Here is a 252-nt window from a genome sequence, read left to right as displayed (position 1 = left end):
CCCCCCCCCCCCCCCCCCCCCCCCCCCCCCCCCCCCCCCCCCCCCCCCCCCCCCTTTTCAAGCAGAAGACGGCATACGCGATTTCCTGTACGGTCTCGTGGGCTCGGAGATGTGTATAAGAGACAGACCTCCTGCCGCCCGAGTCGGCGCGCTGGGAGTGGCTGGAGGCCACGGTGCGCCAGTTGATGGCGCGCTATGCCTATCGCAACATCCGCACGCCGATCCTGGAGCACACCGACCTGTTCGTGCGCG

The 252-nt window shown here is 70.2% G+C and carries 1 protein-coding gene; it reads left to right on the top strand.

From position 1 onward, the window contains the following. Positions 1-131: 131 nt before the first annotated feature. On the top strand, positions 132-252 hold a 121-nt coding region (locus tag JHD63_RS23705; protein ID WP_198973214.1), incomplete at its 3' end, for an ATP phosphoribosyltransferase regulatory subunit.

Source organism: Xylophilus sp. ASV27, from assembly GCF_016428875.1.
Classification (GTDB): Bacteria; Pseudomonadota; Gammaproteobacteria; order Burkholderiales; family Burkholderiaceae_C; genus Xylophilus.
The sequence above is the reverse complement of the archived record's forward strand: the minus strand, read 5'-3'. Positions and strand labels throughout refer to the sequence as shown.